We start from the raw sequence: 26,054 nt of genomic DNA, 5'->3' as shown, positions 1-26,054 counted from the left end.
GCGTAACGGTTTCCCGCCGTGGGCCATGCCGGGCGGGGGGCGCCCGGCTCCCGCCCGTCTTCCGGGGGCTCGGCCCCTGGGGACCCGTTCGCGGTTTCCCGCGCCCCTTGGGGGAGTCGCCTCCTCCGCGTGGCTGGGGGCGGGCGGAGGCGTGCCGGGAGGGGTACCGCCCGTCGTTCTCCCGTTTCGGGGCTCCGCCCCCGGACCCCGGTTGCGCGGTTCCCCGCGCCCCTGGGGGGGGAGTCACCTCACCTGCGTCACAGGAGCGGGCGGGGGCGGGCGGGGTGCCGCCCCTTGCCCTCACGTTTCGGGGGCTCTGCCCCCGGACCCCCGTTGCGCAGTTCCCCGCGCCCCTGGAGGGCTACGGGACGGCCGGGGCCGAAGTCTGGGTGTCGGGGGGTGGGGGGGTGGTGTCGTTCGAGGTGGCCAGGTAGGTGCCTACTCCGGCGGCCGTCAGGATCAGCGCCGCCACCGCCACCACCAGGCGGCGTCGGCGGGTGACCGCGCGGTTGCGGGCGGAGCCGGGGCGGGGGGCGCCGGCCGCGCGGGGGGCCCGGGCCGTGCCGTGGGCTCCCCCGGCCAGCTCGTCGGGCGCCGGCACCCGCATCGACGTGTGCGTGTCGCGGTTGGAGTCGGACGGCTTCGCGCCCGGCACCAGCGGGACCGCGCCCCGGCGGCGTACCGGCCGGCCGGTCACCGGGGCGGCGCCGGACAGCTCCTCCGCGGCCTCCTCCGCCGCCTCGGTGTCCGGCTCGTCCACGTCCAGCGGCGGCATCCCGGCCAGCAGCGGCAGCAGCTCCCGGAGCCGGGCGGCCAGCTCGGAGGCGCGCAGCCGGGACGCCGGGGCCTTCGCCAGGCACTGCACGAGGAGCTGCCACAGCTCGTCCGGGATGCCGGGCAGCGGGACGACCGTCTCGGTGACGTGGCGGCGCAGCACGGCCCCCGGGTGGCCGCCGCCGAACGGCGTGAAGCCCGCGAGCAGCTCGTACAGGACCGTCGCGAGGGCGTAGATGTCGACGGACGCGCGCGGCGGGAGGCCCTCGACGATCTCCGGGGCCAGGTAGTCCGGCGTGCCGATGATCTTGGTGGCCCGGGTGCGGCGCGGGGTGTCGATGAGCTTGGCCACACCGAAGTCGGTGAGCAGGGCGCGGTGCGAGCCACCGGGGCCGAGCGGGCCCTGCATGTCGAGCAGCACGTTCTCCGGCTTGACGTCCCGGTGCACCACCCCGGCCGCGTGGGCCGCCGCCAGCCCCTCCGCGACGTCGGCGACGATCGCCACCGCCGCCTCGGGGGCCAGCCTGCGCTCCCGGTCCAGCCGGGTGCGCAGGTCCGTGCCCCGGACCAGGTCCATGGCCAGCGCGAGGTCGTTGCCGTCGACCACCAGGTCCCGCACGGACACCACGTGCGGATGCTCCAGACCGAGCAGCGCCGTCCGCTCCTGCACGAAGCGGCCGACGAGCTCCTGGTCCGAGGAGAGATCCTCACGCAGCAGCTTGATGGCCACGGGCCCCTCGGGGCCCTCGCCCAGCCACACCGTGCCGGCGCTGCCCCGCCCGAGGATCTGATGGGCGGTGTACCGGCTGCCGATTCTCCGTGCCAAGACTGCTCCTACCGACGCGTGTTGTCGCCAAAGCTACGCGTCCGGACAGGTGACCTTCACCGGAGACCCGGAAATCGGCCCCCAGGTGTCGACAAATCGGCAGGCCCGCTCAGTTCGTGGGGTCGGAGGGCCCGCCCAGGTCCTCGATCCAGCCCGTGATCGAGCCGAACCAGTCGCTGAGCTGCTCCCAGTAGCCCTTACCCGCGCCGATCCAGTCCTGCAGCGGGCTCAGCTCCCAGATCAGCCAGCTCGCCACGAACAGGATGAGCAGCGTGAACAGGCAGCCCTTGAGGCAGCCCAGGCCGGGGATGCGCATCGGGTTGGCGCCGCGCTGCCGGGGCTGGCGCGGCTCCCGCACGGGGCGCTGCGGCTCCGGCGGCGGCGCGTACCGCTGCGGCGGCTGGGGCTGCTGACGCCGCTGGCGCTCCGGCGGCGGGGCGTACTGCTGGGGCTGGGGCTGCTGCGGGTAGCCGTACCCCGGGCCGGGCTGGGGCTGCGACTGGCGCTGCGGCGGCTGCTGCGGGGGCCGGGCGACCTGCCGCTGGGGGCGGCGGCGCAGCGGGTCCTGGCCGGGGTCGAGGTACTGGACCTGGGTCTGCTCGTTGCGGTCGCGGGCCGCGCGGAGCTGGTTCTGCCACGGGTGCGGGTCCTCGGGACCGCCGGACTGTCCGGGCGGGCCGGGCGGGCCGGGCGGCACGGGAGGCATCACGGCCGTGGGGTCGGCGGCGCCGGGCGGCGGGCCGGTCTGCGGCAGGACGCTGGTCGCCGCGTTGGGGTCGTAGGCGCCGTTCGGGTTCTGCGGCAGCACCTGCGTGGGGTCCGAGGCGCCGGGGACGCCGGGCACCTGGGCGGGCGTGGGGTCGGGGACGAGGAGCGCGCCGACGCTCTCCGCGGCCGCGATCTGCGCCGAGTTCGCGTGCACGCCGATGCCCTGGGCGACGACCCGCAGGCCGCGCGCCAGGTTCTCGGCGCTGGGCCGCTCGTCGGGGTTCTTGCGCAGGCAGCGCTCGATGACCGTCCACAGCGGGTCGGGCACGGTGGACGGGCGGCGCGGCTCGGCGCTCAGGTGCTGGTGCAGCACCTCGAGGGCGGACGCCCCGGCGAACGGCGGACGGCCGGTGACCAGCTCGTACAGCAGGATGCCGGCGCCGTAGATGTCGACGGCGGAGGTCTGCGGGCGGCCCTCGGCGGACTCCGGCGCGATGTACGCGGGCGTGCCGACGAACTCCTGGGTGCGGGTCAGGCCCGGCGAGTCGGCGAGGCGCGCGATGCCGAAGTCCGTGAGCATCGGGTGCAGCTCGTCGCCCTGCTGCTTCAGCAGGACGTTGGCGGGCTTCAGGTCGCGGTGCACGACGCCGTCGGCGTGGCTGGCACCCAGCGCGTCGGCGATCTGCGCGGTCAGCAGGGCCGCGGCGACGGGGGTGAGGGGGCCGTTCTCCCGCAGGTAACGGTGCAGGTCGGGGCCCTCGACGAGGTCCATGACCAGGGCCAGCAGCTCACCCTCGACCACCAGGTCGCGGACCCGGACGATGTTGGGGTGGGTCAGCCGCAGCAAAACCGAGCGCTCCCGCAGGAAGCGCATCACGATGTCGGCGTCGCCCGCCAGCTCTTCCTTGAGGACCTTGATCGCCACGGTCTCGCCGGGCTGGCCCGGCACGGCCGCCTCGGCGCCCGCGGTCTCCCGCTGGCGCGCTCGCCAGACGGTGCCCGTGGCGCCGCGTCCGAGCGGCTCCTCGAGCAGGTACTTGCTCCCTACCGGCCGCACGTCATGCGCTCCCTGCTGCTTGCCTGGCTGGCGTACACCGTGGTCCACCCTGCTGCGGAATGTTCCGACCCACTGTAGTGCCGCCGCACGGGATACCGGCCGGCCGACTTCTGCGTCGTCCTGTGCTGGTTCTTACGCACCGGTTCCCGTTCCTGTTCGACGGTTCTGCGGTTTCCGCCTGTGCGCGGAGTCTGCAGGAAAGACGCCCGACTCTGTCCGTTGGTTGCCGCGGGTCGGACGTGACCGATCTCAAGTCGGCCCGGAGTGATCATCCGGACGTCACTGGTCAGGCATTTTTACGGGCAGAGCCGACCAATCAAGATCATTTGACGCTCGGGGGCGGGCGCGCTGTCGGTGACAGGTGCGAGGATGCGGGCAGTACTGGCCGTACGTGCGCGTGTGGCGGTGGGGGAAGTCCGCGGAGGGGGACCGCGGGGCGGCTTCGTCCCCCGTGTCGCGGGCGCCCGCGCAGAAGGGACCGCTGACGGCGATGCAGATCCGGCTGACCGTCGTAGACCCGCTGGGCCCTTCCTCCCCCGTCCGGGAGCGGGCCACGAGCTGCGACGTGCTGGTCACGGCGCCCGCGGGCACGGCACTCGCCGCGGTCGCCTCCGCGCTGGCCTCGGCGGTCTCCGGCGGCGACGGCACCTCCGGCTCGTCGGGCGCGCCCGTGTTCCATGCCGGTGACCAGCGCCTGGACGCCCAGCGCTGCACGCTGGGCGAGCCCCCGCTGATCGACGGCGCGGTGCTGGCGGTGGGCGCCCCGGGCGATCCCGAGCCGCATCCCGAGCTGGACACCACCCCGACCCGGCTGCATGTCGTCGCCGGCCCCGACGCGGGCGGGGTGCATCTGCTGCACGGCGGGGAGATCCGCATAGGCCGCTCGGCCGACGCCGACGTGCCGCTCGACGACCCGGACGTCTCCCGGCTGCACTGCGCGGTGACGGTCGGCGCCGACGGCCGCGTCGCGGTCGCCGACCTCGGCTCCACCAACGGCACGACCCTGGACGGCCGTCCCGTGGGCCCCCGCCCGGTGCGGCTCACCCCGGGCGCGCTGCTGCGCATCGGCGAGTCCGCCCTGCGGCTGACCCCGGCGGAGGGCCCGTCGGCGCGGACGGCCACCACCCCGGACGGCGAGGGGCACGTACGGGTGCCGGGGCCGCGCGCGGCGGACACGGAGGACCGTACGGACGCAGTCGCCGATGGGCGGACCTCGGCCGGGGGCGGCGCCGTGGGGGCGCCGGGTCCCGGGGACGGTACGGGCGGCCTCCCGGGCGGCGCGCGGGAATCCCGGCCGCACGGCCGCACCCACCACGCCTACGGTTCCGCGGACCGGGCCGCCCCCGCGCGCACCGACGGCCGCACCACCGCCGGGCCCGGACCCGTTCCGCTGGTGCCGGAGCAGAGCGGCCCGCCCGAGGCCGAGCGGCGTGGCGGCGCGGCCCCGGCACCGCGCACCGTGCGGATCGCGACACACGGTGACGTGCCCCGGATGCCCAAGGGACGGCGGGTGTCGCGGCCCGGCCCGGCCGACGAGACGCACGCCGGCCAGGGACACGCGTCGCCCCTGTACGCCGACCCCGTGCACGACGCGGCCCGGGACGAGGCCCCCACCGCCCCTGCCGGACCCCCGCCCGCCGGACCGACCGGCCGGACCACCGGCGACGCCCGCGACGGGCGCTACGGCGACGGCACCACCGCCGGCCCCCACCTCGACGTCCAGCCCGACGTCCATCCCGACCCCCACCCCGACGCCTACGACGACGCCCTCGGCGGCACCCGCAAGGGCACCCCCGTACGGGGCACCGACGTCCCCGAGCCCCCGCGTGCGCGCAGGCGGGGCGGGATCGGCGCCTGGGCACGGCGGCTCACCGGCGGACGGCAGGAGCGCGAGCCCGACACGGCCCCCTACGACACGTACGAGGAGGAGCCTGAGCACGCGCCGCTCCCCCTCGCTCCCCTACGGCCCGAGACCTGGCCGGACCCGGCCACCCTGCTGCTGACCGCGCTCGGCCCCGGCTCCCGGCTGTGGGAGCGCGGGCCGGACCACCCGGAGGCGCTGGCGGTGCGGCTCGGCACGGCGGACCGGCCCGCGCCGGACGGCTCCGGTCTGCTGCCCGTCGTCCCCGTGACCGTGGGTCTGCGCGAGGTCGGCACGCTGGGGCTGGCCGGCCCGCGCGAGCGCCTCACCGGGCTGGCCCGCGCGGTGCTCGCCCAGCTCGCCGCGCTGCACTCCCCCGACTCCCTGGAGATCGTGCTGGTCGCCGCGGATCCCGCCCGCCCGTCGGCGGAGCGCACCGAGGAGTGGTCCTGGCTGGGCTGGCTGCCGCATCTGCGCCCGGGACACGGCCAGGACTGCCGGCTGCTCCTCGCCCACGACCGGGAGCAGGCCGCGGCCCGCACCGACGAACTGCTGCGCCGCCTCGCCGACCACGACCACACGGCCGCCCCTGCGGGCGCGGGCCCGTACACGGTGGTCGTCGTGGACGGCGACCCCGGCGGCGCCGACGTGCGGGGGGCGCTGGCACGGCTGGCGGCGGACGGGCCACGGGCCGGGATCCACCTGCTGTGTCTCGCCGAGACGCCCGCCGCCTCGCCCGCGTCCCCGGTGACGGAGACGTACGAGGCGGCCTGCGCGGTGGCGCCGGCGTTCCGCGACTGCGGGGCCGTCGCCCTGCTCAGCGGGGACGTGGCGACCGCGCTCAGGCTGCTGCGGGTGGCCCGCGCGGGCGACGGCACGGCGCCCGGACCGGTCGGGCACGGCACCCTCGCCACCGTCGACGCGGTCTCCGCGGCCTGGGCCGAGCGGTTCGCGCGGGCGCTGGCGCCACTGCGCACCGACGGGCCCGCTGGCGGGCCGCACGCGCGCGTGTCGGCGCCGCTGCCCCCGTCGGCGCGGCTGCTGGACGAACTGGGCCTGGCCCGCGCCACCCCCGCCTCGCTGATGGCCCGCTGGGCGGACGCGGCCGACGACACCCGGGCGCTCGGCGGACGCGCCACCGCCATACTGGGCGCCGGACCGCGCGGCCCGGTCACCGCCGACCTCGCCGCCGACGGACCGCACCTGCTGATCGAGGGCCCGTCCGGCAGCGGCCGTACGGAGCTGCTGCGCGCGGTCGTCGCCTCGCTGGCCGCGGCCGAGCGTCCCGACCGGCTCGGCATCGTCCTGGTCGACGGCCGGAACGGCCCGGTGACCGGCACCGGGCACGGCGAGGGCCTGCGGGTGTGCACCGACGTGCCGCACGTCAGCACCCACCTGGGCGCCGACGACCCGGTGCGGATGCGGGAGTTCACCCAGTCGCTGAGCGCCGAGCTGAAGCGGCGGGCGGAGCTGCTGGGCCGTTCCGACTTCGCCGAGTGGCACACCGGGCGCGAGCTGGCGGACCGGATGGTCGCCCAGCGCACCGCCGCCTCCCGTGCCGGTGCCGCCGCCGGGACCGAGGGGAACGGCGACCTGGACAGCCCGCCCAGCGCCACCGTGCGGCTGCGGCCGGGCGCGGACCGCCGCAAGACGGAGGCAGCGCCCGCGCTGCCCCGGCTGGTGGTGGTCGTCGACGACCTCGACGCGCTGGTCTCCCCCGCGCTCGGCTCGCCGGGGCGGCCGGCCGCCGGGTCGGTGATGCGTGCGCTGGAGGCGGTGGCCCGGGACGGCGAGCGGCTCGGGGTGCATCTGGTCGCGGCGACCGCGCCGTGTCCCCGGACCGCGCAGACCGAGCCGGTGAAGCAGGCGTCGCTGCGGGTCGCGCTGGACGCGCCGGTCGTCGGGCGCGGGCCGGACGATCCCGCGCCGGGGCGCGGCCGGCTGGCCCACCGGGACGGACGGGAGACGGCGTTCCAGGGCGGCCGGGTGACCGGCCGCATCCCGCGCACGGCGACGCTGCGGCCGACGGTCGTGCCCCTGGAGTGGCACCGCATGGGCGACCCGCCGGCCCGCCGCCAGGTCCGCGAACTCGGCAACGGCCCCACGGACCTGGCGCTCCTCGCCAGCGCCCTCGACCGGGCGGCCCGCCAGGTCGCGTCACCTCGGGTGCCGTCGCTTCTGTAGGACACCTTGCCCTTGCAGGGGGCGCGGCGGAAGCCCCCCTCAGGGGCCCGGGGAACTGCGCGCCCAGCCACGGACACCCGCACCCGGCGCTGACAGGGTGCGGCTGCGCCCACCCGCGCCGCAGCCGCAAGCACCCCAGGGGCGCGGGGAACTGCGCACCCAGCCACAGACCACCCGCACCCGGCGCTGCAGAGGTGCCTGCCCGCCCGCAGTAGCGGGGCCATCGCAGCGGCCGTGGTGGCAGCGCCCCAAGGGGCGCGGGGAACTGCGCACCCAGCCACAGACCACCCGCACCCGGCGCTGCAGAGGTGCCGCTGCGCCCACCCGTGCCGCCCCAGCGGCACGACTGCCCGCAGCGGCGGCGTGCCTGCCCGCCCGCCCGAAGCAGCGGGGCCCTCGCAGCGGCCATGGTGGCAGCGCCCCCAGGGGCGCGGGGAACTGCGCACCCAGCCACGAACCACCCGCACCCGGCGCTGCGGAGGCGGACCGCCCGCACCCGGCGCCGCGGAGGCCGGCCGCCCGCCGCCCCCGCACCGCATGTGACGCCTGGTCACGACGTGGTCACGATCGCCGACTTGACACGGGACGCACTCTTGCCACCCCCACGCCCCGGGCGTAGACCAGACCGCACGGGACAGCGCTCGAACGTTCGGCGGAGTACGACGGAGTACGAGAACGGGGCAGTGATGCGCAGGACGAGCAGGATCATCCGGATACGCAGGTCGCCCGACCACCACGTGACACCTCCCCCCACCCGACGGGCCGTCAGGGCCGCCGCGGCCCTGGCCGCGGGTGTGCTGGCGGTCTCCCTCACCGCCTGCGGAGGCGACGACGAGGGCGGCGGCGGTGACGCCGGGGACAAGGGGTCCGGCGACACCGGAACCACCGTCACCCTGCCCAAGCTGGACGGCCAGACCCTCGAGGTCGCCGCCGTGTGGACCGGTGCGGAGCAGAAGAACTTCAAGCAGGTCCTCGCGGAGTTCGAGAAGCGCACCGGTGCCAAGGTGACCTTCGTGCCCGCCCAGGACCCGATCATCAACTTCCTCGGCTCGAAGATCGCGGGCGGCGCCCCGCCGGACGTGGCGATGCTGCCGCAGCCGGGCGCCGTCAAGCAGGCCGTGGAGAAGAACTGGGCGAAGCCGCTCGGCCCGGAGGCCACCAAGGAGCTCACCAAGAACTACTCGCAGGGCTGGCAGGACATCGGCAAGGTCGACGGCAAGCAGTACGGCGTCTACTACAAGGCCGCCAACAAGTCGCTGATCTGGTACAACGCCCAGGTCTTCGAGAACGCGGGCGCGGCCGAGCCGAAGACGTGGGACGAGCTGCTCAACACCGCGCAGATGGTCTACGACTCCGGCGTCACCCCGTTCTCGGTCGGCGGGGCCGACGGCTGGACGCTCACCGACTGGTTCGAGAACATCTACCTCTCCCAGGCCGGGCCGGAGAAGTACGACCAGCTGGCCAAGCACGAGATCAAGTGGACGGACCCCTCCGTCAAGGAGGCCCTGACCACCCTCGCCCAGGTCTGGGGCAAGAAGGACTATCTCGCCGGCGGCCCGAACGGCGCCCTCCAGACGGAGTTCCCGGCGTCCGTGACGCAGACCTTCACCGGCGGTGACCAGCCCAAGGCCGGCATGGTCTACGAGGGCGACTTCGTGCAGGTCAACATCGGCGAGACCAAGGCGAAGGTGGGCACCGACGCGAAGGTGTTCCCGTTCCCCGCGGTCGGTGACACCCCTCCGGTGGTGTCCGGCGGCGACGCGGCGGTGATCCTGGAGGACTCCGAGGCGGCGCAGGCGCTGGTGACGTTCCTGGCCTCCCCGGACGCGGCGAGCGTCCAGGCGAAGCTGGGCGGCTACCTCTCGCCGAACAAGAACGTGCCCGCCTCGGCGTACCCCAACGAGGTCCAGCGGAAGATGGCCAAGGCACTGATCGACGCCGGGGACGACTTCCGCTTCGACATGTCCGACCAGGCCCCGCAGGCCTTCGGCGGCACCCCCGGCAAGGGCGAGTGGAAGGCGCTGCAGGACTTCCTGAAGAACCCGGCGGACGTCGCCGGCACCCAGGCCAGGCTGGAGGCCGACGCGGCCGCGGCGTACGGGAACTGATCCGGCGATGACGACGGACACGGCGGCGGGGGCCCGGAAGACGGCCCCTGCCGCCCCCAGGTCGCGCAAGAGCGTCACCGGCACCCGCAAGGCCGTGGCGGCACTGTTCCTGCTGCCGGCCCTGGTGCTGCTCGGGGCGCTCGTGGTCTACCCGATCGGGTACTCGGTGGTGCGCAGCTTCTACGACCAGTCCGGCGACGGCTTCGCCGGATTCGACAACTACCAGGCGCTGTTCACCGACGACGGCATCCGCACCGCGCTGAAGAACAACATCATCTGGGTGGTGTTCGCGCCGACGGTGGCGACCGCGCTCGGCCTCGTCTTCGCGGTGCTCACCGAACGGGTGCGCTGGGGGACGGCGTTCAAGCTGGTCGTCTTCATGCCGATGGCGATCTCCATGCTGGCGGCCGGCATCATCTTCCGCCTGGTGTACGACCAGGACCCGGACAAGGGCGTGGCGAACGCCGTCTGGGTGGGGGTGCACGACACCTTCGCCCAGTCCTCGGCGTTCCCGAAGGCGCACCCGGGCCGCGAGTCGCCGCTGGAGCCGGCCGGCGGCGGCGCGTTCGTCACCAAGGACACGGTGAGCGCCGGCGACACGGTCACGCTGCCGCTGGTGGGCGTCGCCCCGGATTTGATGCCGGACGGCGCGAAGCCCGCGGCGGCGCCGAAGCCGGAGGACGACCGGATCACCGGCAGCACCTGGCAGGACTTCACCCGCGGCGAGGGCGTCGGCACGCTGAACCAGGTGGACTCCGCCGAACTGGGGTACGCCGGGATGCGGATCGAGGCCGTGAAGGACGGCTCGGTGGTGGAGACGGCCACGGCCGCCGGCGACGGCACCTTCTCGTTCTCGTCGAAGGCCGACGGGGCGCGTCTGCGGCTCCCGGCGGACAACTTCACCGAGCCGTACAACGGCCTGGACTGGCTGGGCCCGTCGCTGGTCACGCCGGCCATCATCGGCTCGTACATCTGGATGTGGGCGGGGTTCGCGATGGTGCTGATCGCGGCCGGTCTCGCGGGCATGCCGCGGGAGCTGCTGGAGGCCGCCCGGGTGGACGGCGCCAACGAGTGGCAGGTGTTCCGGCGGGTCACGGTGCCCCTGCTGGCGCCGGTCCTCGCGGTGGTCACCGTCACCTTGATGATCAACGTGCTCAAGGTGTTCGACCTGGTCTTCATCATCGCGCCGGGCTCGTCGCAGGACGACGCCAACGTCCTCGCCCTTGAGCTGTACCGCAAGGGCTTCTCCGAGGACCAGCCGGGCATCGCGAGCGCCATCGCGGTGTTCCTGCTGCTGCTGGTGATCCCGGTGATGTGGTTCAACGTACGGCGGCTGAGGCGGGAGGTGCGGCGATGAGCGCGGACGCCGGAAGCGTCACGAAGGCGGGCGTGCCCCCCGCCGTGCCCGTCGAGGCGCGGCAGTCCCTCGGGTCCCGGCTCGCGCGGTGGGTGAGCGGTGGAGCGGTCCGTGTCTTCCTGATCGTCGTCGGCCTGTTCTGGCTGGTGCCGACGCTCGGGCTGCTGCTGGCCAGTCTGCGCACCCCCGAGGACATGGCCGCCGACGGCTGGTGGACGGTGTTCACCGAGCCCTCCCAGCTCACCTTCGGCGCCTACCGGACCCTCCTCGAGAACGACGACATCACCGGCTCGCTGCTGAACACGGCGTACATCACCGTCCCGGCGACCGTGCTGGTGGTGGTGATCGGCTCGCTCGCCGGGTACGCCTTCGCCTGGATGGACTTCCCGGGCCGCGACTGGTGGTTCCTCGCCGTGGTGGGCCTGCTGGTGGTGCCGGTGCAGGTGGCGCTGATCCCGATCGCCGAACTCTTCGGCAACCTGGGAATCTTCGGATCGCTGACCGGTGTGGTGCTGTTCCACGTCGGCTTCGGCCTGCCGTTCGCGGTGTTCCTGCTGCGGAACTTCTTCGCGGAGATCCCCCGGGAACTGCTGGAGGCGGCGCGGCTGGACGGCGCCGGTGAGCTCCGGCTGTTCGTCCGGGTCGTGATGCCGCTGGCGGGGCCGGCGATCGCGGCGCTCGGCATCTTCCAGTTCCTGTGGGTGTGGAACGACATGCTGGTCGCGCTGATCTTCACCGACTCGGCCAACCAGCCGATCACGGTCGCCCTGCAGACGCAGGTACGGCAGTTCGGCAACAACATCGACGTGCTGGCACCCGGCGCGTTCATCTCGATGGTGGTCCCGCTGGTGGTGTTCTTCGCCTTCCAGCGGCAGTTCGTCTCCGGTGTGATGGCGGGCGCCGTCAAGTAGGCACACGAAGCACCAAGTTGAGGGGCGGACCGGCAAAGGTCCGCCCCTTCGTGCTACCGGATTCCCCCGGATGCCGCAGGCGGCGTAACCAAGCCGGGCCAACGGGCGTTGCCGGGCAGAACGCCCGCACCGACCGTTGGATGCCCCTTGCCCAGGTTCAGTGTCATTGTCCCCGCGTACCAGGTTCAGGCGTATCTGCGCGAGTGCCTGGAGTCGGTGCTGACCCAGTCGTACCCGGATCTCGAACTGATCGCCGTGGACGACTGCTCGCCGGACGCCTGCGGAGCGGTGATCGACGAGTTCGCGGCCCGCGACCCGCGGGTGCGTCCGGTGCACCTGCCGGCCAACGTCGGCCTGGGCCCGGCCCGCAACGCGGGGGCGGCCCGCGCCACCGGGGACTACCTGGTGTTCCTGGACGGCGACGACACCCTCACCCCGGACGCGCTGCTGGCCGTCGCCGACCGGCTGAAGGAGACCGGCGACCCGGACGTCCTGGTCTACGACTACGCCCGCACCTACTGGACGGGCGAGACCGTGCGCAACCAGGTCGCCGCCGAGCTCACCGAGCACGGCCCGGCGCCGTTCGCGCTCGCCGACCGGCCGGGGCTGCTGAACCTGCTGGCGGTGGCCTGGAACAAGGCCTACCGGCGGGAGTTCGTCGAGCGCGCCGGATTCGCCTTCCCGCCGGGCTACTACGAGGACACCCCGTGGACCTACCCGGTGCTGATGACGGCGGAGACGGTCGCCACCCTCGACCGGGTGTGCGTCCACTACCGGCAGCGGCGGACCGGCGGCATCCTGCACACCACCAGCGAACGCCACTTCGAGGTCTTCGACCAGTACGACCGGGTCTTCGCGCACCTCGACGGGCACCCCGCCCTGGAGCGCTGGCGGCCGGTGCTGTTCCGGCGCATGGTCGACCACCTGCTGACGGTGTACACCCGCCCGGACCGGCTGCCCCGCGGTTCACGCGCCGCATTCCTACGGCGGGCCCGCGACCAGTACCGGCGCCACCGGACGCCCGGGCCTTCCGTCCCCGCGCGGGCCCGGGTGCGGCACGCGCTGGTCCGCTTCGGCCTGCACCGCACCTACCGGGCCCTGCGGCTGGCCGCGGCCCTCGGCCGCCGGGCGCGCCGACTGTCCCGCCGGTCGCTGCGCGCCGTGCGCGCCGCCCTGCTGCGGACGCACTACCGCGTCCAGCGGCTGCTGCCGCTGGACACCGGGCGGGTGCTGTTCACGGTCCGCGAGGACGGCCCCTACGGCGGCGACCCGGCGGCCCTGGAGTCCGCGGTGCGCGACCACGCGCCGCACGTCCGCACCGCCTGGGTCACCCGCCCCGCGCTCCACCACACCCTGCCCACCGCCACCCGCCGGATCGTGCCGGGCACGGCCGCGCATCTCACCGCACTGGCCCGCAGCGCCTACCTGGTGACCGACCGCGAGGTGGTGCCCGGGCTGGTCAAGCGCCGGGGGCAGGTCCTGGTGCACACGCCGCCCGGCACCCCGCTGGCGCACGCGGGGATCGACCTCCAGGAGCGCCCGGCGGCGGCCCGGGACACGGACTTCGCCCGGCTGCTCAGGGGCGTCGACCAGTGGGACCACGTGGTCTCCGGCGACCGGCACTCCACGCTGACCTGGGAGCGGGTGTACCCGGGCCGTTACACCACCCTGGAGTACGGCAGGCCGCGCACCGACCGGTTCCACACGGCGACCTCGGCGGACGTGGCCGTGCTGCGCGAGTGCCTGGGCGTGCCCGCGGGCGCGGTGGCGATCCTGTACGCGCCCGCTCCCCGCGACTACCGCCGCACCCCGTTCCCGCTGCTCGACCTCGAGCGGGTGGCCCGGCGGCTCGGTCCGCGGTTCGTGATCCTGTCCCGCGCGGTCCGGCCGCACGACGGGCCGCTGGAGGCCGCCTCCGACCGGGTGGTGGACGTCTCCGCGCACCCCGACGTGACGACGCTGTGCCTGGCCGCGGACGCCCTGGTCACCGACTTCTCCCCGCTGATGTGCGACTACGCGGGCCTGGACCGGCCGATCGTGCTGCACGCCGGGGACCGCGAGGCGTACGCGGCGGCCCGCGGCCTCTACGTCGATCCGTGGACCTTCCCGCCGGGCCCGGTGGCCGACAGCGAGGACGAGCTGATCGAGATCTTCGCCGGCGGCCGCTGGTGCGGGGCCCGTTCGGCGGGGCAACGGGCGGCGTTCCGGGACCGCTTCTGCCCGCACGACGACGGGCGCGCCGCCGAGCGGGTCGTACGCCGGGTGCTGTGCGGGGAGACGGAGTCGGCACCTCCCGTCCCGCCGGAGCGGCGGCGCCCGGTGCCGTCGGCCGCGGCCGCGCTGGAGGCCGCTGCGGTGTCGCTGCCACCGCAACCGGCCGTCTTCTGACCGTCACCGACCCCGCCGGCCGTCGTTGCCCCACTGGGAGTACCCATGCCCCCCGGCTCGTCGCGGCCCGCCCCGGCCCGGCCGCCCGCCCGGCGGCCGACGGGGCGGCCCGGGCGGCGGCCCGCCCGCTGAGCGGCCGCCGTCACGCCCCCGTCAACGGAAAGAGCAGAATGCCCCGCTTCAGCATCATCGTCCCGACCCACGGGGTCGCAGGCCGGCTGGGCCAGGCGCTGGACTCGGTCCTCGCCCAGTCGTTCGGAGACTTCGAGCTGATCCCGGTCTGCGACACGGCCGGGTCCCCGGCGGCCGACGTCGCCACCGGGCACGCGGAGCGGGACTCCCGGGTGGCGCCCGTGCACGCGCCGCCGTCCGAGGGGCTGGCGGGGGCGCGCAACGCGGGCGTGCGGGCGGCGACCGGGACGTATCTGCTGTTCCTCGACGGCGACGACCTGCTGCTGCCGGGCGCCCTGGCGGCCCTGGACGCCCTGCTGGCGGACACCGGCCCGGTGGACGTGCTGCCCTTCGAGCACGAGCGGGTGCCCTGGTGGGAGGGGGAGCCGGCCTTTCCCGCGGCGCCCCTGCTGGCCGGCGCCCCGGACGGCGCCTTCGCCCCGTCCCGCGCCCCGCACCTCACCGGGGTGCGGCTGCCCGCCTGGAGCACGGCCTGGCGCCGGGCCTTCGTCACCGAACACGAACTGGTCTTCCCGCCCGGGTACTTCACCGACATCGGCTGGGGCGGGCGGGCGATGCTGCACGCGGAGCGCCTCGCGGTGCTGCGCCGGGTGCTGGTGCGGCACCGGGCGCGCCGTCAGGGCGACCGGCTGCGGCTGCCGGGGCCGCACCACGCCGACCTGCTGGACCAGGCCGAGCGGGTGCTGGACCTCGCCGCCGCGGCGGCCCTGCCGGCCGAGCGGTCGGCGCCGCTGTTCGAGCAGCTCTTCGCCACCGTGCTGAAGACCGCCGCCCACCCCCGGCGGCTGCCCGCCGGACGGCGGGCGTTCTTCCACCGCGCGAGCGCCCTCCACCGCCGCCACCGCCCCGACGGCTACCGGCCGCCGGGCGGCAGCCTGGGCGTGCAGCACCGGCTGCTGGCGGCCGGGTCCTACGAGGCGTTCGCCGCGCTGCGCGACACCCGGCGCGCCGCCGCCCGGGCGGCGGCGGCGCTGCCCCGCCCCCGCGGCCTGCGCACCCGGCTGCACTACGGCCTGCACCTGCGCCGCCCCCTCGACCCGGACCTCGCCGTCTACTGCGCGTACTGGGGCCGGGGCTACGCCTGCAACCCGGCCGCGATCCACGCCAAGGCCCGGGAACTCGCCCCGCACCTGCGGGGCGTGTTCCTGGTGGAGGCCGACCAGGCGCACACCGTGCCCGACGGCGTGGAGTACGCGGTCCTCGGCAGCCACCGCGCCTGGGAGCTCCTCGCCCGCGCCACGTACCTGGTCAACAACGCCAACTTCGCGGAGGGCGTGGTCAAACGCCCCGGCAGCGTGCACCTGCAGACGCAGCACGGCACCCCGCTGAAGACCATGGGCGTGGACCAGTCGACGTACCCGGTGGTGGCGGCCGCCACCGGCAGCTTCACCAAGCTGCTCGGCCGGGTGGACCGCTGGGACTACAACCTCTCCTCCAACCCGCACTCCACCCGCGTGTGGGAGCGCGCCTTCCCCGGCTCGTACGAGCACCTGGAGTACGGCTATCCGCGTAACGACGTGTACGTGACGGCCGGCGCCGACGACGTGGCCCGGATCCGCGCCGAGCTGGGCGTCCCGGAGGGCGCGCGGGCCGTGCTGTACGCGCCCACCCACCGCGACCACCACACCGGGTTCGAGTCCGGCCTCGACCTGGAGGCGTTCTGCGAGGCGGCCGGGGAGGACGTGGTGGTGCTGCTGCGCGCGCACTACTTCTACGACCGGGGCGGGCCCGGGGCAGGGGGCCGGGCCGGCCGCGTCAGCCGCGTCATCGATGTGTCCGGCCACCGCTCCTCGGAGGACGTGTGCCTGGCCGCGGACGCCCTGATCACCGACTACTCGTCGATCATGTTCGACTACGCCAACCTGGACCGCCCGATCGTCGTCCACGCCGACGACTGGGACGTGTACCGGGAGACGCGGGGCGTCTGCTTCGACCTGACGGCCGCTCCGCCGGGCCCGGTCACCCGGACGCCCGAGGAGCTGGCCCGGGTGTTCCGGGACGGCACGTACGCGGACGCGGAGTCGGCGGCGCTGCGGGCGGCGTTCCGGGAGCGGTTCTGCCCCTTCGACGACGGGCGGGCCGCCGAGCGGGTCGTGCGCCGGGTGCTGCTCGGTGAGCCGCCCGAGGCCCTGCCGCCCGTGATCCCGCTCGGGGAGCGCGTCCCCGCCCCCGCGGCCGCCACCCTGGTGAGGAGCTGACGTGCCCCGCTTCAGCGTCATCGTCCCCGTGTACAAGGTGCAGGCGTATCTGCACGCCTGTCTCGACTCGGTGCTCGGGCAGTCGTACCGCGACATCGAGGTGATCGCCGTCGACGACCGCTCCCCGGACGCCTGCGGGGAGATCCTCGACGCGTACGCGGCCCGCGACGAACGCCTCCACGTGCTGCACCTGCCGGAGAACGTGGGCCTCGGCCGGGCCCGTAACGCGGCGATGCCGCACGCCACGGGCGACTACCTGTTCTTCCTGGACAGCGACGACACCCTCACCCCGGGCGCGCTGCGCGCCCTGGCGGACCGGCTCGACGAGACCGGCGACCCGGACGTGCTGGTCTTCGACTACGCCCGCACCTACTGGTGGGGCGGCACCCGCCGCAACGTCCTGTCCCACGTGCTGACCGAGGCCGCCGGGAACACCTTCACGGCGGCCGAGCGGCCCGGGATCCTCGAACTGCTGATGGTGGTGTGGAACAAGGTCTACCGCCGTGACTTCGTGGAGCGGGAGGGCTTCACCTTCCCGCCCGGCTACTACGAGGACACGCCCTGGACCTTCCCGGTGCTGCTCAGCGCGGAGCGCATCGCCACCCTGGACCGGATCTGCCTGTACTACCGGCAGCGCCGCCAGGGGAACATCCTGTCCACCACCAGCCGCAAGCACTTCGACGTGCACGAGCAGTACGCACGGGTGTTCCGCTTCGTCGACGCCCGCCCGGCGCTGGCGCACTGGCGGCCGTTCCTGCACGCCAAGATGGGCGAGCACTGCCTCGACATCCTGTCCAAGCCGGACCGGCTGCCGCCGTCCGACCGGGCGGAGTTCTTCCGCCGCACCGCCGAGATGTTCCACGCGCACCGGCCGCCCGGCGTCCGGATCCCCGCCGAACTGCGGGCGCTGGAGGGCGGTTACGCCGGCTACGTGCTGCGGCGGCGCGCCCAGCGGACCGGCCGGGACCTGGCCCGCCGGGCCGGGCAGGTGCGGGCGGCGACGGCGGCGCGGGCCGTGCGCGCCCGGTCGCGGCTGCGCCGCCCGCTGGATCCGGACCTCGCCGTGTACTCGGCGTTCTCGCACCGCGGGATGTACGGCGACCCGGCGGCCGTCTACCGGGCCGCGCGCGAACTCGCCCCGCACGTCCGGGGCGTGTGGGTGGTCGCGGACGAGGAGCGGGCCGCGGCCCTGCCGCCGGACACCCCGTACGTGCTGCTCGACTCGCCCGGCTACCGCCGGGTGACGGAGCGGGCCACCTACTTCGTCAACAACGTCAACTGGCCGTGGACGCTCGCCAAACGCCCGGGGAGCGTGCACGTCCACACCCACCAGGGCACCCCGCTGAAGTACATGGGCGCCGATCTGCTGGGCAAGCCCGGCGCCCGGCTGCACTTCGACGTGCCGCGGATGCTGCGCCGGGCCGACCGCTGGGACTACAGCCTGGTCGCCAACCGCCACTCCGAGCGGGTGTGGGAGGGGGCCTTCCCCTGCCACTTCACCTCGCTGCGGTCGGGCTCCCCGCGCAACGACGTCCTGGTGCGGGGGGACGAGGAGCGGGCCCGCGCGACGCGGGAGCGGCTCGGCGTCCCCGACGGCGACACGGTGGTGCTGTACGCGCCGACCCGCCGGGACTACCGCAGGGACGGCCTGGTGGAGCGGATCGACCTGGCCCGCTTCGCCGCCGACCTGGGCGAGGGCCGCACCCTCGTGGTCCGGCTGCACCCCTCGCTCGCCGACGGGCCGGCCCGCGGGCTGGGTCTCGCGGAGCTGCACCGGCGGGGCGTGCTGGTGGACGCCACGGACGAGCCGGAGGTGCAGGACGTGCTGCTCGCGGCCGACGTCCTGGTCACCGACTACTCGGCCGTGATGGTCGACTACGCCCTGCTCGACCGGCCGATCGTGATCCACGCCGACGACTGGGACGCCTTCCGCGCGAGCCGGGGCGCGTACGTCGACGTCACGGCCGAGGCACCCGGCCATGTGACGCGTACCTACCGGGAGCTGGCGTGGCTCTTCGCGTCCGGGACCTGGGCGGACGCGGAGTCGGCGCGGCTGCGGGCGGCGTTCCGGGAGTGGTTCTGCGAGTTCGACGACGGCGGGGCCGCCGAACGGGTGGTGCGCACGCTGATGCTGGGCGAGCCGATGCCCGACCCGCCGGCCGGCCCCGGCCTGCTGCCCGCCCAGGCCGGCGGCCGTGACCTGCTGACGCCGTCGTGACGCCGCGCACCTGGGTGCTGCTGCTGGCGGCGCTGTTCGCGCTGCTGCAACTGGCCAACGTGGAGGGCCGCGACACCCCCGACAGCAAGAACTACGTGTCGTACGCGCTGAGTCTGGGCGGCGCGGACGAGCGGGAGGCGGCGGAGGCCACCATCGACCACTACTGCGCGGGCCGGGCGGCGATGGCGCACCGCGCGCAGAACGTGGACGTGGTGCGCTTCCACGCCCCGGATCCCGCGCCCCGGGTCCTTCAGGAGTGCCGGGAGCAGGAGTGGCGGCAGGTGAAGGCGCGCCTGGCGGCCGAGGACACCGCCGGGCACACGGTGCCGTTCATGCCGGAGCGGTTCATGCGGATCTTCGAGGTGCGGCCCGGCTACCCGGTGTTCCTGCTGCCGTTCGTCACCCTGCTCGGGGTGACCTGGGGGGTGTGGGCCGCGGGCGTGGTGATCACCTGCGCGGGCGGGGTGCTCGCGTACCTCGTGCTGCGCGCCCTGGCGGTCCCGGTGCCGCTCGCGCTCACCGGACAGGTGCTGTTCCTCGTCCTGCCGTGCGGGACGACGGCGATGCGCCCGATGACCGAGGGACTGCTGCTGGACCTCACCCTGGCCGCGCTGTGGGGCTGCGCCCTGGTGCTGGGCGGGACCCGGCCGCGGACGGGCCTGGCGCTGGTGGGCGGCGCGCTGCTCGCGCTGTTCACCGTGAAGCACTCCCAGGCGCTGTTCCTCGGGCTGTGCCTGGCGGCCGCGGGCGCGGCGGTCGCCGTACGGCGCCGGTGGCGGGGCGTGCCGTCGGGGCGCGGTCCCGTGGCGCTCGCCGCGGTGGGATGCGCGGGGGCGCTCGGCACGCTGCTGCTGGCCCGGCTGCTGGACTACCCGTCGACCTCGGAGAGCGTGCAGGACCTGCTCACCGACCACTTCGCCCGCCCCGACCGGGAGCGGCCGTGGGCGGAGTTCTTCCAGCTTCAGGGGAACTTCTGGATGGAATGGGCGCGGCGGCAGATGTGGGAGCCGCTGTTCGTGGCGGCGCTGGCGGCGGGCGCGCTGGGGGCGTTGCGGCGGCCGGCGTTCGGCGTCTTCCTGGCCGGGGCGGCCTGCACGGGTCTGCTGAACCAGGCGGGGCATCCGGACATCAACATCTGGGGCGACCGGCTGATCACCCTGGCCTGGCTGCTGCCGGTGCTGGGGGTGCCGCTGCTGCTGGAGCCGGTGCTGCGGCGGGCGGTGGTGCCCGCGCGGGGTGCGGCCGTGGAACCCGTGGGCTGACCGGGGGTCACTCGAAGAGGTGAGGGAAGGTCAGTCCGGCGCGCGGGCCGGGAACATTGGGCAAATGCCTCGAATGCCCCTTTCCCTTCTCGTCCGGTGAGCGCCGGCGTCCTCGTCCGGCGCCGCACGGTGGACGGCGCCACGGCGCTGCGCGGCGGCGGGTCCTGGCGCCCCACGCCGTACCAGTGCGCCGGCTTCCTGTTCTTCCTGGTGATGTCCCTGGCGTTCTGGCGGGTGCCGCTGTGCTGCGACGCCGGTCAGCACGCGGCGGTGGTGGAGCGCCTGAAGGAGGATCTGCTGCGGCCCCGGCACCCGATGGCGGACCTGCCGGGCCGGGGCAGCCCGTACTACTCGCCGTACGCGGTGGCGCAGGGCGTGCTGGCCCGGCTGACCGGGCTGGGCGGCTGGGAGGTGCTGCGGCTCACCGGGCCGCTGAACCTGCTGGTGCTGCTCACCGGGCTGGGCCGCTTCGTGCGCGTGCTCACCCCGCGCCCCTGGGCGCCGGTGCTGGCGCTGGCCGCGATGACCCTGCTGTGGGGGGTGGAGCGGGCCTGGTGGAGCGGCTACCTGAACCTGATGTCGATGACGGGCAACCTGCCCTACCCGTCGGCGTTCGCGATCGGGCTGGCCTTCTGGGCCTGGGCGCTGACGGGCGCGCGGGCCCGGGACGCGGGCACCGTGCGGTACGTGGGGCCGGGCGGGCTGCGCCCGCTGTCCGGCTACGCGGGTCTCGGCCTGCTGTACGGGCTGATCCTGCTGGTGCACCCGATCACCGCGGTCGCGGCGGCGCTGGGAGCGCTGGCCCTGGTCGCCGGGTGGCAGCGGCGCTGGTCGCCGGCGCTGGCCGGGCGCTGGGCGCTGACGGGCGCGGTGGCGCTGCTGGTGGCGGTGTGCTGGCCGTACTTCGACGTGTTCGCACTGGCCGGGGACACGAGCGTGGACGCGATGCACCGGCGGCTGTACCTGGACCTGGCGGGCCAGTTCGGCCTGGCGCTGCTCGGCCTGCCGGCCCTGTGGCTGCGGGTCCGGCGCTCACGGCGCGACCCGCTGGTGCTGATGTTCGCGCTGGACTGCCTGGTGGTGGCGTACGGCTGGGTGAGCGGCCACTACACCTACGGCCGGGCCCTAGGGCTGACCCTGGTGCCGCTGCAGTTCGCGCTGGCGGTGGAGCTGGCGGCGCCCCGCCCGTGGCCGGTGTGGCGCCGGCTGCTGGGCGGGGTCGCGGCGGCGGGGGCCGTCGCGGGACTCCTGACCGTGCACGCCGGGGCGCTGCTGCCGCCGTCGGCCGGCTTCCGGCAGCCCCCGGACTGGCCCTCGTACGACTGGGCCGCACGGCACATCGCCCCGGGCGAGGTGGTGATCACCGACGGCTACTACGCCGTCCACGCCATCGCCGGGTACGGACCGAACCTCGCCGCACCCGCCTGGCCGGACGCCTCGCTGGACGAACGGGAGCGGCTGCGGCGGCTGACCGACGTGCGGGCCTACCTGGACCCCGCCTCGACCCGGGCCGTGCGGGACACGGTGGTCCGCCGGTACCGGGTGCGCTGGCTGCTGCTGACGCCCCGGCAGCGGGTGCCCGAGGAGGCGGTGGTGGTGGCCTGGAGCCGGCGGACCGGCGAGGTGCTGGCGCGGGTCGGCAGCGGGCGGCGGGACTACTCGATGACGAGCTCGACCGGGATGTTGCCGCGGGTGGCGTTGGAGTAGGGGCAGACCTGGTGGGCCTGCTCGACCAGCTTGCGGCCGGTCTCCTCGTCGAGGCCGTCGGGCAGCTCGACGCGGAGCGTCACGGCGAGCGCGAAGCCCTCGCCCTGCTTGCCGATGCCGACCTCGGCGGTCACCGCGGCCTCGCTGACGTCCACCTTCGCGGCGCGGCCGACGGCGCCGAGGGCGCTGCCGAAGCAGGCCGCGTACCCGGCGGCGAACAGCTGCTCGGGGTTGGTGCCCTTGCCGTCGCCGCCCAGCTCCGCGGGGGCGCTCAGTCCGAGGTCCAGCTTGCCGTCGGAGGTGACGGCGCGGCCCTCGCGACCGTGGGTGGCGGTGGCGACTGCGGTGTAGAGCGCGTCCATGGGGAACTTTTCCTTTCGGCGGGTGACCGGCCGGTTCCTGGGGACCCGGCCTCCGTGCACTCAAGTAGAGCACACAATTTAGTTGGGCACAACCAAATGGCCCGCCCGGCGTTACCCTGGACGCATGACAGCCACACCCAGCCCCCCGGCCGCGACGGACGCGCCGGCCGTCACGGACGACTGGCTCCGCCTCGACCAGCAGATCTGCTTCAGCCTCAACGCCGCCGCGCGCGCCTTCAACGGCGTCTACCGGGTGGTGCTCAAGGACCTCGGCATCACCTATCCGCAGTACCTGGTCATGCTGGTGCTGTGGGAGCACGGCACCCTGCCGGTGAAGGCGCTCGGCGAACGCCTGCGCCTGGACTCCGGCACGCTCTCCCCGCTGCTCAAGCGGCTGGAGACGGCCGGTCTCGTGCACCGGGAGCGCAGCGCGCGCGACGAGCGGTCGGTCGAGGTCAGGCTCACCGACGAGGGCGTCGCGCTGCGCCGGCGGGCCGTGGAGGTGCCGCGCCGGATCTCCGCCGCCACCGGACTGCGGGCCGAGGAGATGCGTTCCCTGAGCACCACCCTCGCGCAGCTGACCGCCGCGCTGGACAAGGCCGCAGCCGAAGGGGCCTGACGCCCGCGGGGACGCCCACGGGGTGCGGATCGGCGCGGCGCGGGTGACGTTGTACGGGACCTCCCCGCAGCGCGCCCCGAGGAAGCCATGCACCCCGACCCCGCACCGGCCGACGCCGACGCCGTCTCCGTCGTCGTCATAGGCCACGACGACTCCGCCCATGTGGCCGACGCGGTGCGTTCCGCGCTCGCCCAGGGACCCGCCGTGCGCGAGGTCGTCGCCGTGGACGACTGCTCCACGGACGGCAGCGCCGGCCTGCTCGAGCGGCTGGCCGCGGGCGAGCCCCGGCTGCGGGTGATCCGGCTGCCGGTCAACAGCGGCGGCTGCGGCACCCCGCGCAACACCGGCCTGGACGCGGTGCGCACGCCGTACGTGATGTTCCTGGACAGCGACGACGTGCTGCCGCCCGGCGCGGTGGACGCGCTGCTCGCCGCCGCGACGCGGGCGGACGCGCAGGTCACGGGCGGTCTGTGCGTGCGCCGCGAGCTGCCCTCGGGCCGCGAGGTGCCGTGGGAGCCCGCCCTGTACGCCTCCCCCGCCGTCCTCGCCCACCCGGCCGACCGCCCCCGCCTGGTCCGCGACACCCTGAGCGTCGACAAGCTGTACGCCACGGCCTTCCTGCGCGAGAACGGCATCCGGTTCCCGGACGGCCGCTTCCCCTACGAGGACTTCGTGTTCACCGCCCGGGTGTGGGCCGCCGGACCGCGCGTCGCCCTGGTCCCCGACCGGGTGTACGTCTGGCACGTGCGCCGGTCCGCGCCCCGGCTGTCGATCTCGCTGGACCGGGCGGACGCCGCCAACTGGCGCGCCCGCACGCACGCCTGCCGTACGGCCCACACGATCCTGCTGGACGCCGGGGAGAAGCGGCTGGCGCGCGCCGCCCGGGCCAAGTTCCTCGACCACGACCTGCGGATGTACGCGCGCGAGCTGCCACTGCGGGACGAGGCCTACCGGCGGGAGTGGTGGGCGCACACCCGCGACCACCTCGCCGGGTACGACGCCGCCGACCTGGCCCGCGACCCGGTCTCCCCCGGCACGCTGATCGCCCGGGTGCTGCTCGCCTCGCCCGCACCCTGCGACCTGCCCCGGCTGCGGGAGCTGGCCGCCCGCCCGGCCCGGCTGTGCCCGCCGTACGCCCGCGCGCGGGACGGCACACCGTGCTGGTCGGAGGACCTGCCCGGGGTCTCGTTGGAGTCCCTGCCGGCCCGGCCCACCCGGCTGCTGCCGCTCGCCGTCGACGCGGAGCTGCGCCCGCGCACCCGCCTGCTGCGGCTGCGCCTGCACGAGCTGTACGGCGCGGTGGCGCGGGCCGGTCCGGTGGAGGTGGAGGTCGAGTGGCGCCACCGGGACCGGCCCGGCACGGCGCTGCGCCGCACCCTGCCGCTGCGGCCGTCCTCCGACACCCTGTGGACCGCCCTGGTCCCCGTCCCCTTCGACCGGCTGGCCGCCCTGGCCACCGGCGCCTGGGACCTGCGGCTGCGGCTGCGCTTCCGCAACGGCGCGGTCCGGACCGTCTCGGCCCACGCCCTCACCGGCCCCGGCCTGCTGCGCCCCGGCGCCGTACCGAGCCGCCGGTACGGGGTGGTCCTGATCCGCCCCTACGCCACACACGCGGGCGCACTGTCCCTCCGGGTGACGGCCGGCGCCCAGGCCACCACCCACGTCCTACGCGGCCGCCTACGCCGCCTGCTGCCGGGCACGGGGTGAGGACCGAGGGCCGACGGGCCTGAGCAGGGGTCCGGGGCCGGCGGACCGGAAATCCGGGCCGGGTCGGCGGGCCTGAAATCCGGGGCCGTGTCGGCGAGCCCGCACCCCGGACCGGGGTCCTGGGGCGTGGAGACCAGGCCAGGACCGGCGGGTCCGAAGTCCGGGCCAGTGGCCCGTACGCCGGGCCGGGGGGCAGAGGGCCGTGAGGACCCGGGCCCGGGTCAGAGGGCCTTGAGGGCCTGGGCCGTGGCGCGGGCCAGTGCGGGCAGGTAGCCCTTGGGCAGCTTCGGGTTGCGGATGACCACCGAGCGCCAGTAGAGCGGCCCGGAGACCAGGTCGAGGGCCAGGCCGTGGTCGGCGTCCGCGCGCATCTCCCCCCGGGCCTGCGCCGCGGTGACGATGCCCTTGGCCACCCCGTCCTGGCCCTCGCGCAAAGCCTTCTGCACGGCCTCGGCGATGTCGGGGTTGCGGGCGGCCTCGGCCTGCAGGTCGGGGAGGATCTGAGAGGCGACGGGGTGACGCAGGGCACGGGAGGTGACCTCGTACAGCAGGCGCAGGTCGTCCTCCAGGGAGCCGGTGTCCGGCACCGGCAGGCCCTGGACGGCGAGCGCGGACACCAGGTCGAGGACCACGTGCAGCTTGGAGCGCCAGCGGCGGTACACGGCGGTCTTGCCGACGCCCGCGCGGCGCGCGATGCCCTCGATCGACATCCGGGCGTAGCCGACGGCGGCGAGCTCCTCGAAGACGGCCGCACGGATGGCCTCCGTGACGTCCTCGCGCAGGACGGCGGCCCCGGCGGGGGCCCGGCGGCGCGGACGGGGCTCGGGCTCGTCTGCGTTCGTCATGTGGTCCAGCATAGGCCGCCCCCGTATCGACGAAACGGTTGCGTTCCGACGTGTATTCGACCTACGCTCACGACACGACGATACGGTCCCGTTCCGACGTCGGACCCGTTGCCCACCCCCCTTCTAGCGAAAGCAGCGGATGTGAGTCAGGCCCTCCACACACCGCCCGCCGCGCAGGCGAGCCCGGCACCGGGCGAGGACGACCTCGCGGCCCTCGCCGCCCGGCACGGCCTCACGGTCAGCGGCGCCCGCCCGCCTCTCGGCGCGTACGTCCGTCAGCTGTGGGGCAGGCGGCACTTCATCCTGGCCTTCTCGCAGGCCAAGCTCACCGCCCAGTACAGCAGGGCCAAGCTGGGCCAGCTGTGGCAGGTGGCGACGCCGCTGCTGAACGCGGCGGTGTACTTCTTCATCTTCGGCCTGCTGCTCGGCGCCCGGCGGGGCATTCCGAGCGACGTGTACGTGCCGTTCCTGGTGACGGGCGTGTTCGTGTTCACGTTCACGCAGAGCTCGGTGCTGGCGGGCGTGCGGGCGATCTCGGGGAACCTGGGGCTGGTGCGGGCGCTGCACTTCCCGCGGGCGTCGCTGCCGGTCTCGTTNGCGCTGCAGCAGCTCCAGCAGCTGCTGTTCTCGATGATCGTGCTGGTCGTGATCATGGTGGGCTTCGGCAGCTACCCGAGCCTGTCGTGGCTGCTGGTGGTGCCGGCGCTGGCGCTGCAGTTCCTGTTCAACACGGGACTGGCGCTGATCTTCGCGCGGATGGGCAGCAACAC

16 protein-coding genes are annotated in these 26,054 nt (G+C 75.1%); 12 read left to right on the top strand and 4 right to left on the bottom strand.

Annotation, left to right across the window (positions count from 1 at the left end; all coding sequences use genetic code 11):
* Positions 1-361 precede the first annotated feature (361 nt).
* Together B100_RS0115360 and B100_RS0115355 are read right to left on the bottom strand one after the other, a co-directional pair.
* On the bottom strand, positions 362-1,600 hold the full coding sequence (locus tag B100_RS0115360; protein ID WP_024885329.1) for a serine/threonine-protein kinase: 1,239 nt from the start codon (positions 1,598-1,600) through the stop codon (positions 362-364).
* Between the two features lie 109 nt (positions 1,601-1,709).
* Entirely contained in the window at positions 1,710-3,365 is a 1,656-nt protein-coding gene (locus tag B100_RS0115355) for a serine/threonine-protein kinase (RefSeq protein WP_024885328.1), read from the bottom strand.
* Positions 3,366-3,855: 490 nt separating this feature from the next.
* Between B100_RS0115355 and B100_RS0115350 the strand changes: the two genes are divergently transcribed.
* The 9 genes from B100_RS0115350 (at position 3,856) to B100_RS0115310 (ending at position 21,751) form a co-directional block, all read left to right on the top strand.
* A complete protein-coding gene (locus tag B100_RS0115350) occupies positions 3,856-7,410 on the top strand; it encodes an FHA domain-containing protein (RefSeq protein ID WP_024885327.1) in 3,555 nt (1,184 codons plus the stop codon).
* Positions 7,411-8,096: 686 nt separating this feature from the next.
* Positions 8,097-9,518: an ABC transporter substrate-binding protein gene (locus tag B100_RS0115345; RefSeq protein ID WP_024885326.1), complete on the top strand. Its 1,422-nt coding sequence runs from the start codon at positions 8,097-8,099 to the stop codon at positions 9,516-9,518.
* Positions 9,519-9,525: 7 nt separating this feature from the next.
* Entirely contained in the window at positions 9,526-10,875 is a 1,350-nt protein-coding gene (locus B100_RS0115340) for a carbohydrate ABC transporter permease (RefSeq protein ID WP_024885325.1), read from the top strand.
* A complete protein-coding gene (locus B100_RS0115335; RefSeq protein WP_024885324.1) occupies positions 10,872-11,786 on the top strand; it encodes a carbohydrate ABC transporter permease in 915 nt (304 codons plus the stop codon). The genes B100_RS0115340 and B100_RS0115335 overlap by 4 nt, the downstream gene beginning before the upstream one ends.
* A 147-nt stretch (positions 11,787-11,933) precedes the next feature.
* On the top strand, positions 11,934-14,174 hold the full coding sequence (locus tag B100_RS0115330; RefSeq protein WP_024885323.1) for a bifunctional glycosyltransferase family 2 protein/CDP-glycerol:glycerophosphate glycerophosphotransferase: 2,241 nt from the start codon (positions 11,934-11,936) through the stop codon (positions 14,172-14,174).
* A 170-nt stretch (positions 14,175-14,344) separates the two neighbouring features.
* Positions 14,345-16,564 carry a CDP-glycerol glycerophosphotransferase family protein gene (locus B100_RS0115325; RefSeq protein ID WP_024885322.1) on the top strand — a complete coding sequence of 740 codons (2,220 nt, stop codon included), beginning with the start codon at positions 14,345-14,347 and terminating at the stop codon, positions 16,562-16,564.
* A gap of 1 nt (position 16,565) precedes the next feature.
* The gene (locus B100_RS0115320) at positions 16,566-18,782 is read left to right on the top strand and encodes a bifunctional glycosyltransferase family 2 protein/CDP-glycerol:glycerophosphate glycerophosphotransferase (RefSeq protein ID WP_024885321.1); all 2,217 of its coding nucleotides are present in this window, start codon (positions 16,566-16,568) and stop codon (positions 18,780-18,782) included.
* Positions 18,779-20,044: a hypothetical protein gene (locus B100_RS0115315; RefSeq protein WP_024885320.1), complete on the top strand. Its 1,266-nt coding sequence runs from the start codon at positions 18,779-18,781 to the stop codon at positions 20,042-20,044. Before B100_RS0115320 ends, B100_RS0115315 begins: the two co-directional genes overlap by 4 nt.
* A 96-nt stretch (positions 20,045-20,140) precedes the next feature.
* Positions 20,141-21,751, top strand: a complete 1,611-nt coding sequence (locus tag B100_RS0115310; RefSeq protein WP_024885319.1) for a hypothetical protein — start codon at positions 20,141-20,143, stop codon at positions 21,749-21,751.
* Here the strand turns inward: B100_RS0115310 and B100_RS0115305 are convergent.
* Positions 21,700-22,113: an organic hydroperoxide resistance protein gene (locus tag B100_RS0115305; protein ID WP_024885318.1), complete on the bottom strand. Its 414-nt coding sequence runs from the start codon at positions 22,111-22,113 to the stop codon at positions 21,700-21,702. The genes B100_RS0115310 and B100_RS0115305 overlap by 52 nt on opposite strands.
* 124 nt (positions 22,114-22,237) lie before the next feature.
* On the opposite strand from B100_RS0115305, the gene B100_RS0115300 reads away from it, so the two are divergent.
* Positions 22,238-22,732, top strand: a complete 495-nt coding sequence (locus B100_RS0115300; RefSeq protein WP_024885317.1) for a MarR family winged helix-turn-helix transcriptional regulator — start codon at positions 22,238-22,240, stop codon at positions 22,730-22,732.
* 87 nt (positions 22,733-22,819) lie between these two features.
* Positions 22,820-24,439, top strand: coding sequence for a glycosyltransferase family 2 protein (locus B100_RS0115295; RefSeq protein ID WP_024885316.1), 1,620 nt, complete (start codon positions 22,820-22,822; stop codon positions 24,437-24,439).
* Positions 24,440-24,660: 221 nt separating this feature from the next.
* On the opposite strand, the gene B100_RS33965 is transcribed toward B100_RS0115295, so the two are convergent.
* Positions 24,661-25,296, bottom strand: coding sequence for a TetR/AcrR family transcriptional regulator (locus tag B100_RS33965; RefSeq protein ID WP_037722859.1), 636 nt, complete (start codon positions 25,294-25,296; stop codon positions 24,661-24,663).
* 129 nt (positions 25,297-25,425) lie between these two features.
* Between B100_RS33965 and B100_RS0115285 the strand changes: the two genes are divergently transcribed.
* On the top strand, positions 25,426-26,054 hold a 629-nt coding region (locus B100_RS0115285; protein WP_024885315.1), incomplete at its 3' end, for an ABC transporter permease.

It is taken from the genome of Streptomyces sp. CNH189, from assembly GCF_000527195.1.
The sequence above is the reverse complement of the archived record's forward strand: the minus strand, read 5'-3'. Positions and strand labels throughout refer to the sequence as shown.